Genomic DNA, 9,102 nt, shown 5'->3' with positions numbered 1-9,102 from the left:
GCGTCCTCCAGGACGCGCGGGCCCTGCCACTCGAGATCGCCCCGCCGTGAGAGGCGTGAAACGCTGTCCGACCTGCCCGATCCCGGGCACCCGTCAGCGTGCTCAAGGAGCGGTCCGGAGGACTTCGCCGGCGGTGCGGGGAGGGAAGGCGCAGCCGCGGATAGCCGGCGATCGGCAGGTGCAGGGCCTCGGTACCGCCACGGGTATCGAACCACTCCACACCGATCAGCGAGAGCCCAGCAGCCCCGGCCTGTTCCAACGGATCAGTCACAGGGTGCGCGAAACGGACTCCCCAGGCGGGCATCCGCGCTGTTCAGGCGCGGCGTGGCGGCACCGGCCCCCGCGCGGGAGATCCGGGAACGGCCTGGTGGCCCCGCTCGAAATCGCCATCCGCGTGGCGTCCGCTCCCCGCGGTCGTGACCGGCGACCGCTGAATTAGAATTGCATCACCCATGTCGCGTCCCCAGCCGCAGACGCGGGGTCCCCTCACGTCCGGAGAAGCCGGAGTCGAGGAGAGGCTCATGTCCCGTAGGCACATCGTCACCGCAGGGTGTGTTCTGACGCTCACCGCGCTTACCCCGTCGGTCGTCCCGGCTGTCGTTCCGGTCCGGGAGGCGAGCGCCTTTGCCACCTCGTCCACCGGGAAACGGAAACCACCGCCCGATCCCATCAAACAGCTACCGCCGGGCATGATCGAAGCACTCCAACGCGACTTCGGTCTCACCAGGGCACAGGCCGAGACCCGGCTGCGTAACGAGGCCCGGCTGACGGTGGTCGAAGCGAGGCTCCGAGACATGCTCGGCGGCTGCTTCGGCGGATCCTGGCTCATGGGACCCCTCTCCGAGACCCTGGTGGTGGCCACCACCAGCACCGCCGACATCCCCCGCATCGTCGCGGCGGGCGCCCGACCCAAGGTCGTTGCCGCGTCGCTCGCAAAGCTCAGGGCGATCAAGCAGAAACTCGACGAGTCCCTGCCCAACCACCCGACCGGAGGAAGCGTCCGCTACGTCGACGTGAAGAGCAACAAGGTGGTCATCCTGTCCAGGCACGCCGAGGCGACCCGGCTCCTGGTCGCCTCCGTCCCGGTGGACAGGTCCCTGGTGGTCGTGCAGCCCTCCACGGAGACCCCTCGGCCCTTCTGACGCCCATCGGGACCGGTGTCCCGACGATCTCCACCGCACCGCTCAGCCTGCGGAGCGAGCAGGACGGCCCACATCACTCTCGGCGACCGAAGCGGCCGCGGCCCGCGCATCCAGGAGGATGCGCGGGCCCCACGCGAGAGGCGTCAGTCGTCGACCCAGCCATGGGATCGGGCGAACGCCAGGAAATGCTGCCGGACCTGCCCGATCTGCGCGCCCGTCAGCGTGGGCGCGTGCTCGATGAGCAGCTCGGTGACCGCGCCGCTGAAGGACTTCGCCGACAGCACGTCACACACGCCGTCGTCGTCGCCGAGCTGCTGGGAGGCGACCGAGGAAGGCGTCACCGACGGCGCCGTCACCGCGACCGGCCGGCGCACCGGCGGATCCACGAGGCTGACCGTCGACACCTTGAGGCCGCGCTCACTCTCCATGACCTCGTACTCCACCCGGAGGCCCGGCTGAACCACATGCCGGTTCTCACCGAAGTCGTTGGCGTGGAAGAACACATCCTCGCCTCCTCCGACAGCGGCGATGAAACCGTATCCGCGCACCTCGTCGAAACGGAGGATCGTACCGATTGCCACCACAACACCACCTACACAGAGAATTGCAACGCTCTACATGATCTTGCCGGAACCCTCCGGCCCAAGGATCCGGCCCGCCTGTCGCGCCGGATCACCGCTCTCCTCCTCATCGCTCTGCCTCCCACCACCCGACCGCCCGGGCACCCCACGACCGGATCCACGACCCGATCCGTGGGCGGTCCCGGCACCGGCCGCCTGCCGGAGCCCGCCGAGGGACCGGGCCCGCACCGTCCCCGTTCAGGCCGGACGACCCGATGCTAGCCCGGACGGCGCGCCGCGCGCATCGATCCACGATCACCTCGACCGCTTTCGCCGTCCGTTCGCCGGCTCTCCCGGCCGTCCGGTACGTCAGAGCTCGCTCGACGCCTCAGCGGCCGGAGCGGTGTAGGCGGCCGTGACCCGATCCGCCGCGGCCCTCGCGCGGGCCTCGTCCGCACCCGCCGCGACGTCTGCCTCGTACCACCCCAGGCTGCTGAGTACCATGAACCGCCTGCCCTGGTCGGACGCCACCCACGCCCCGGCCTCCTGCGGGTCCACGGCCTGCCCTGACGACAGGTGGACGGCCAGGCCCACGAGTCCCAGGTCCCAGCCGACGCCGAGCGCGCCGGGCCCGAACTCCTCCCATCTGTCGTCGACATGAGCGACGTGCTCGAGCTCGAAACGCGTTCCGCCCCCGGGCTCGGCCGTCAGCCGGACTTCGATCCAGCTGACGTCCCCGCCGTACTCCCAGGTGGCGGCATAGCTCTTGGGCGGGGCGCAACGCTCGATCCTGCCACCCGCATTGCCCTGAAGCTGGTAGCGGCCATGGAGCCGCAGGTCACCGGAGATGGGCAGAAACCACCGGGGGATGCGCTCGGGGTTGGTGCAGGCGTCCCAGAGGTCTTCGATCTCGGTGTCGTATGTCTGGCTGACGGTCACGACACGCGCCTCACCCGCCTCGAGCACACGGCTGCCGACCCGCCGCCGTACGGCACTGATCTGCCCGGTGACATCGATCATCAATTACCTCCAGCGTGGAGACCCGGTCCTTCAGGGCCGGGAGGAAACGCGGCACGCTGCCGCACTTCCGGGTGGGTGGTGTAGCCGTAGCCGTCGGCTCGTTGGAGCAGGTGGACGTGGCGGTGGCCGATTCCCTGCACGGTGCCGTGCCGGGTGGTGATGTTGAATTTTCCGGTGGTGCGGACCGCGACCCGTCCGGTGTGGACTCCGGTGTTCTTGCCAGTCGGGACGGTCGCGCGGACCAGGTCGCCGGTGGCGAACCCCTTGATGTGCTTGGTCCGGGGGAGTTGTAGCCGGGGGAAGCCGTAGCGGTCGGTGCGGGTACGGCAGTAGGTGCCGCGCCCGGTCGCCTTGACCACGAGCACGGTGGACGGCCAGGTGGTCACGGTGTCGAGGTGGCCGACGTGCAGCGCGTCCAATGTGTGGGACTTCGGCGCGCCGGTGCGGGAGCGGTTCCATTTGGTGCGCCCGCCGGAGGCGCCTGTCACGGGTAGGCCGGTGGCCTCCAGTGCCTGCCACAGTGCCCAGCGGGTGGTGTTGACGGCGGCGGCGTCGCGCAGCGGTGCTTTCGCCTGTTTGAGGATCTTCGTCAGGAGGGCAGGTCTGGTTTTCAGGAACTCCTGCACGGGGGTGGCGTTCTTGGCCTGGTTGCAGCCGATGCAGGCCAGGGTCAGGTTGCTGACACGGTCGGAGCCGCCCCGGCTGCGGGGGTGGATGTGGTCAAGGTTGAGCGGTACGCCGCTCGCGCCACAGTAGGCGCAGGTGCGCCCCCACTTGGCCAGCAGGTATTCGCGGACCTCGTACCCGGCGAGGGTGCCCCGCTGGTACTCCACTCCTTCGAGCGGCCGCCCGGCCGACAGGGCGTGGGTGTCGAAGGAGACCTTCTCCACGTGGACGGCGGCCACGGGCGCCCACCGGGCCAGCCGCGCCACCCACGACAAGGTGGTGTCGACGCGGTGTCGCAGCGACGGCGCGAGCCACCCCTTCGGCTTGGTGCGGTTGGAGAAACGGGGCGCGCGGTAACGCAGGTTTTTACTGCGGCGTCGCCGCCGATACTGCGAGCGGGCGGTGAGCTTGTCGCGGATCGCCCCGCCCCGGTGGTCGAGCTGGAGCGCGTATCTGCCGGTCCGGCTCCCGTCGCGCTCGGTGAACACCACCAGGCCGGTGTGCTTGGAGCCGGGGTCGACACCGACCTGTACGCCTGCCACGACGGAATCAGCTGCCGTGCGGTCCTTCAGCCGGATAACGAACGGGGTATGCCGGTGAACCACAGCCCGGCCGGAACGGAGGAGTTTTCGCGCGTAGGCAGGGCTCGTGGGTTGCAACGGTTGGCCGTGCTTGTCCAGGACGAACACGACCGGGTGGGCTGGACTGCCCGCTCCCTTCCCAGCCGAAGCCGGGTCGGGGTGACGCTGAGTAGATCGGGTGCCGGTCTGCTCGATCTCCCCTCGCCCAGGTTGAACACCAGGTACCGCCTGGCGGCGGTGTCCGTGAGCCGTTTCGTGCCCACCCTCGGGCGTGTCTGCTCCCACGGATTCCAGAGCGGCGGGCTGAGGAAGCACCCTCCGGTGGGTCTGCGATCTCGTGTTCAACGTAGCCATCAAAACGCACCTCCTTGAGCTGACGGCCAGGGCTGGTCAACGCGGGGCTTCAAAACGCATTACTGCACTTCAAGCCCCCTCCTTCAGGAGGGGGTCGTTGACGCGGTTCTCCTCTGGTCTGGTCCCTCGCCGGGGCGCTGGGGTCGACATCGCGCATCGGTGCGGTGCTCACCGGTTGGGGGGCGTACCTCGGAGCGCGCCAGGAAATATTAGAACGTGCTTAAGCGGTGAGCAGCCGGTTCGGTGAACACGTTCGATTGACCATAGGGACAGATCAGGCCGCTAACTGCGAAAGATGGCAGAAGCGGCGCTTTCCCCTCTCTGGGTAGGATCCTGCCTTTACCGGAGGCGTGCGGATCATCTCATCGAGATCGTGGCCCCGGCCGTGTCCAGCAGAGAAGAGCCAGCCGATGCCCCAGTCGCCGACCTACCACGACGTCCAGAGCGCCGCCGACCGCATCGCGTCACAGGCCCACCGGACCCCGGTGCTACGCTCGCGACTGATCAACGAACGCGTCGGCGCCGATGTGCTGTTCAAGTGCGAGAACTTCCAGCGTGTGGGCGCGTTCAAGTTTCGCGGCGCGTTCAACGCCCTGTCACGCTTCACCCCCGAGCAGCGGCGCTCCGGCGTGATCACCTACTCCTCCGGCAACCACGCCCAGGCGATCGCCCTGGCCGCCCGGCTGCTGGACATCCCGGCCACGATCATCATGCCGCACGACGCGCCGGCCGCGAAGGTGACCGCCACCGAGGGCTACGGCGGGCAGGTCGTCCGCTACGACCGCTACACCGAGGACCGGGAGGAGATCGGCCGCGCGCTGGCCACCGACCGCGGCCTCACGCTGATCCCCCCGTACGACCACCCCCACGTGATCGCCGGTCAGGGCACCGCCGCCAAGGAGCTGTTCGACGAGGTCGGCGAACTCGACGCGCTCTTCGTACCGCTGGGCGGCGGCGGGTTGCTGTCCGGCACGGCGCTGTCGACCCGGGCGCTGTCACCGGACTGCACGCTGTACGGCGTCGAGCCCGAAGCGGGCGACGACGGCCGGCGATCACTGCGCCAGGGCACCATCGTCCACATCGACACCCCGAAGACCATCGCCGACGGCGCGCAGACCCAGCACCTGGGCACCTACCCGTTCGACATCATCCGCCGCGATGTCAACGACATCCTCACCGCCACCGACGCCGAACTCGTCGAGAGCATGAGGATCTTCGGGTCCATCATGAAAACGGTCGTCGAGCCCACCGGATGCCTCGGTTTCGCCGCCGTCCGCAACCTCGCCCCCCAGCTGCGCGGGCAGCGGGTCGGCGTGATCATCAGCGGGGGAAACGTCGACCTCGACCGTTACGCGGCACTGCTGACCTCTTGACCCGAGAAGCATTGACGCGGTGCTCGCGCGTTCCCGGACCTGTGCGACCAGGTGGGTCACCGGGCCCGTTCTCGTAGGATCCCCGCATGCTTCTGTGGATCAATGCCCCCTTCGGCGGCGGCAGGACGCAGACCGCGTACGAGATCCAGGCCGTCAGGAGGTCGGCAGGCGGTCGGCGAGGCGGTCGAGCCCCTGCCTGATCATCTGCCCGTACCCGTCGTCACCGAGTGCGTCGACGGCGGCGCGCCCGCGCCGGAGGTGGTCGCGCGCACGATCGAGATCGCCGAGCCTGCGGTAGACGTCGCCGAGGTTGAGGTGCAAGGAGGGGTAGAACCCGCTCGCGGGGCCGGTGACGCCCGCCTGCCGCGCCCGCGCGTCGGTGATCAGGTCTGCCGCCTCCAGGGCCCGCAGGTCCCAGAGCAGCTCCTCGTGCGCGTCGTCCTGGACGTCGGCCATCGAGTGGGCGAGAGCACAGCGATGCAGGGGATCACCGGTCGCCCCGATCTCCTGCCACAGCTCGGAGAAGAGCCTGCGGGCGGCTGCCCGCTCGCCGCTTTGGCCCAGCTCCATCCCTTGGCCGATCTTGGCCATCGTCACATCGGGCTCGGTCATCCGCCCTCCTTCACACGGGGTTTCCGGTGACCCTAACGGCGGGCACCGACAAAACTCAGGCCCGTGGCCAGGAGGGCGGGGACGCGGGAGTCAGCGGAAGAGGGCGCTGTAGGCGTTGACTGCGGGCTGCCCGCCGAGGTGGGCGTAGAGCACGTTGGAGTCCGGACCGATCTCACCGCTTTTGACCAGGTCGATGAGCCCGGCCATGGACTTGCCCTCGTACACCGGGTCGATGATCATTCCTTCCAGGCCGCCGGTGAGCCGCATCGCGTCCAGCGTCGAGGAGACCGGGATGCCGTAGAAGTCACCGGCCCAGCCCTCCAGCACGGTGATCTCGTCTTCCCGCAGGTCGCGCCCGAGACCGATCAGCTCGGCGGTGTTACGGGCGATCCTCTCCACCTGCGCCCGGGTCGCCTCGATCTTGGCGGAGGCGTCGATGCCGATCACCCGGCGGGGACGGTCCTGACCGGCGAACCCGGCGATCATCCCGGCGTGGGTGGAGCCGGTGACGCTGCATACGATGATCGTGTCGAAGAACACGCCGAGTTCCCGCTCCTGTTGCTGGACCTCGTAGGCCCAGTTGGCGAAGCCGAGGCCGCCGAGGCGGTGGTCGGAGGCCCCTGCCGGGATCGCGTAGGGCACGCCCCCCGCCTCCCGTACCTCCGCGAGGGCCTGCTCCCAGCTGTCCCTGAAGCCGATGTCGAACCCCTCGTCGACCAGCCGCACCTCGGCACCCATGATCCGGGAGAGCAGGATGTTGCCGACCCGGTCGTTGACCGAGTCGGGCCAGTCGACCCAGCTCTCCTGGACCAGCAGGGCCTTCAGCCCCAGCTTGGCCGCGACCGCCGCGACCTGGCGGGTGTGGTTGGACTGCACGCCGCCGATGGAGACCAGGGTGTCGGCGCCCTGGGCGAGTGCCTCGGGGATCAGGTATTCCAGCTTGCGGGTCTTGTTGCCGCCGAAGGCGAGACCGCTGTTGCAGTCCTCCCGCTTGGCCCAGATACGCGCTCCGCCCAGGTGCGCGGTGAGTCGATCGAGCGGGTGCACCGGGCTCGGCCCGAACAGCAGGGGATAGCGGGGAAAGTCCGCGAGGGACATGTCGTGCTCCTTGAGTTTCCGGGGCGATTCAGCTTGAGAGTTTCCACGCACCGCCGGCCGCGTCCCCGGTCGCCGAGTCCAGTAGTGGTGCGAGGGTCTGCCAGTTGGCCCGCGCGGCCAGCGCGGCGCCGTCGGCGTCCCCGGCCGCGCACAGCGCGATGATCTCGTCGTGCATCTCCGCGGATCCCCGGCCGGTGAGCGAGGAGAAGCGCAGCCGCTCGACTCGGCGCAGCGCGGGGGTGACCTGCTCAAGCACCGACCTGACCACGTTGTTCGCGCACGCCGTGACGGCGACCTGGTGGAAATCGTCATCGGCGGCCAGCGCCCCGTCGACGTCACCGCGCCGCAGCGCCACGGCGAACCGCTCGTTGGCCTGACGCATCAGGTCGAGTTCCTCCCCCGACAGCACCGGCACCGCTTCGCGCACGGCCAGTTCGTGCATGGCCGCGGCGACGGACTGGGCGTTGCGGGTCTCTCTGTCGTCCAGCGGGCTGACGATGGTGAACCGGCCCGGTTTCGTCTGCACCAGACCCGACTGTTCGAGACGGGCCAGTGCCTCGCGGATCGGCGTGCGGCTGATGCCCAGCCAGCTGATCAGATCGGCGTCGTTGAGACGTTCGCCGGGCGCGAGGGTGCCGTCGACGATCGCGTCGCGGAGGGCGCGGTAGGCGTCCTCCCGCAGCAGGGATCTGGCGACGAGACCTTGGCTTTTCGGGACCGGCATGCGAAATATTGCACATCACACTTTGCGTATTGTCAATCGAACCTGAACGCCGAATGCCTCATCAGGACCGAAAGACCACCGATGAAGGACTTCCGACCCTCACCCTGGGACGGGTCCCGCTGTCCAATGAAGGAGAGGCTTCCATCCCTTCGAGGAGGAAACGATGCGCGTGAAGGTGAGCGAGGTCATGACGCGAGCTGTCGCGTCGGTCAACGGCAGCACGCCGTTCAAGGACGTCGCCGAGGTGCTCATCGCCCACGGGGTGAGCGCGGTGCCGGTCGTCGACGCCGAGAACCACGTCCTCGGCGTCGTCTCGGAGGCGGACCTGCTGGCCAAGGAGGAGTTCAAGGAGCAGTACTACCGCGAGGGCTACCGGCCGCCGCTGCGCGCCCGGCTGCGGTACCGGCTCAGCCGGGAGGGACGTTCGGCCAAGGAGAAGGCCCAGGGCGACACCGCGGCCGAGCTGATGACGGCGCCCGCCGTGACCATCACCCCGAACGCCCCGGTGGTGTCGGCGATGCGGCTGATGGACGAGCGCGGTGTCAAGCGCCTGCCGGTGGTCGACCGTGAGGGCAGGCTGGAGGGCATCGTCAGCCGTCAGGACCTGCTCAAGGTGTTCCTGCGCACGGACGACGAGATCGCCCGCGAGATCAGGGAGGACGTTCTCGATCACTCCCTGTGGGTGGACACCTCCCAGGTGAAGGTCACCGTCAAGCAGGGCATCGCGAAGCTGAGCGGTCACATGGCACGGCACAGTGACGCGCTGATCGCGGCCCGGATGGCGCTGCGGGTCCACGGGGTGGTCGACCTGATCGACGAACTGGAGTGGGACGAGGACGACGCCCCCGCTTGGCAGGGCCGGTAGGAGTACCCACCCGCGACGTCACGCCGGCGATCAAGGCCGACGACACCTGGAACCGGTCTCCTCACCAGCGGGCACAGGAAGCCGCCCGCGCCGCTGGTCGGCGCGGG

Annotated in this window: 9 protein-coding genes; 3 read left to right on the top strand and 6 right to left on the bottom strand. The window is 69.1% G+C overall.

Features of this window, described 5'->3' with window-relative positions; translation table 11 throughout:
* Positions 1-521: 521 nt before the first annotated feature.
* Entirely contained in the window at positions 522-1,142 is a 621-nt protein-coding gene (locus ABZU75_RS43355) for a S1 family peptidase (protein WP_355568318.1), read from the top strand.
* 143 nt (positions 1,143-1,285) lie between these two features.
* Here ABZU75_RS43355 and ABZU75_RS43350 read toward each other — a convergent pair whose 3' ends face one another.
* The 3 genes from ABZU75_RS43350 to iscB form a co-directional block, all read right to left on the bottom strand.
* On the bottom strand, positions 1,286-1,723 hold the full coding sequence (locus ABZU75_RS43350) for a cold shock domain-containing protein (protein WP_355568316.1): 438 nt from the start codon (positions 1,721-1,723) through the stop codon (positions 1,286-1,288).
* Positions 1,724-2,071: 348 nt separating this feature from the next.
* On the bottom strand, positions 2,072-2,722 hold the full coding sequence (locus tag ABZU75_RS43345) for an SRPBCC family protein (protein ID WP_355568313.1): 651 nt from the start codon (positions 2,720-2,722) through the stop codon (positions 2,072-2,074).
* Entirely contained in the window at positions 2,722-4,077 is a 1,356-nt protein-coding gene (gene iscB / locus ABZU75_RS43340) for an RNA-guided endonuclease IscB (RefSeq protein ID WP_355568310.1), read from the bottom strand. Before iscB ends, ABZU75_RS43345 begins: the two co-directional genes overlap by 1 nt.
* A gap of 656 nt (positions 4,078-4,733) precedes the next feature.
* On the opposite strand from iscB, the gene ABZU75_RS43335 reads away from it, so the two are divergent.
* Positions 4,734-5,696, top strand: coding sequence for a threo-3-hydroxy-L-aspartate ammonia-lyase (locus tag ABZU75_RS43335; protein WP_355568307.1), 963 nt, complete (start codon positions 4,734-4,736; stop codon positions 5,694-5,696).
* A gap of 153 nt (positions 5,697-5,849) precedes the next feature.
* Here ABZU75_RS43335 and ABZU75_RS43330 read toward each other — a convergent pair whose 3' ends face one another.
* From ABZU75_RS43330 to ABZU75_RS43320, 3 genes are all read right to left on the bottom strand, one after another.
* Positions 5,850-6,308: a hypothetical protein gene (locus tag ABZU75_RS43330; protein ID WP_355568304.1), complete on the bottom strand. Its 459-nt coding sequence runs from the start codon at positions 6,306-6,308 to the stop codon at positions 5,850-5,852.
* A gap of 90 nt (positions 6,309-6,398) precedes the next feature.
* Positions 6,399-7,406 (bottom strand): 1-aminocyclopropane-1-carboxylate deaminase, encoded by a 1,008-nt coding sequence (locus ABZU75_RS43325; RefSeq protein WP_350920321.1) that lies wholly within the window; start codon positions 7,404-7,406, stop codon positions 6,399-6,401.
* A 28-nt stretch (positions 7,407-7,434) separates the two neighbouring features.
* On the bottom strand, positions 7,435-8,130 hold the full coding sequence (locus tag ABZU75_RS43320; RefSeq protein ID WP_355568300.1) for a GntR family transcriptional regulator: 696 nt from the start codon (positions 8,128-8,130) through the stop codon (positions 7,435-7,437).
* 163 nt (positions 8,131-8,293) lie between these two features.
* Between ABZU75_RS43320 and ABZU75_RS43315 the strand changes: the two genes are divergently transcribed.
* Positions 8,294-8,995, top strand: a complete 702-nt coding sequence (locus ABZU75_RS43315) for a CBS domain-containing protein (RefSeq protein WP_355568297.1) — start codon at positions 8,294-8,296, stop codon at positions 8,993-8,995.
* Positions 8,996-9,102 lie beyond the last annotated feature (107 nt).

The sequence above is a fragment of the Streptosporangium sp. NPDC005286 genome, assembly GCF_040607515.1.
Taxonomy (GTDB): Bacteria; Actinomycetota; Actinomycetes; order Streptosporangiales; family Streptosporangiaceae; genus Streptosporangium.
The sequence above is the reverse complement of the archived record's forward strand: the minus strand, read 5'-3'. Positions and strand labels throughout refer to the sequence as shown.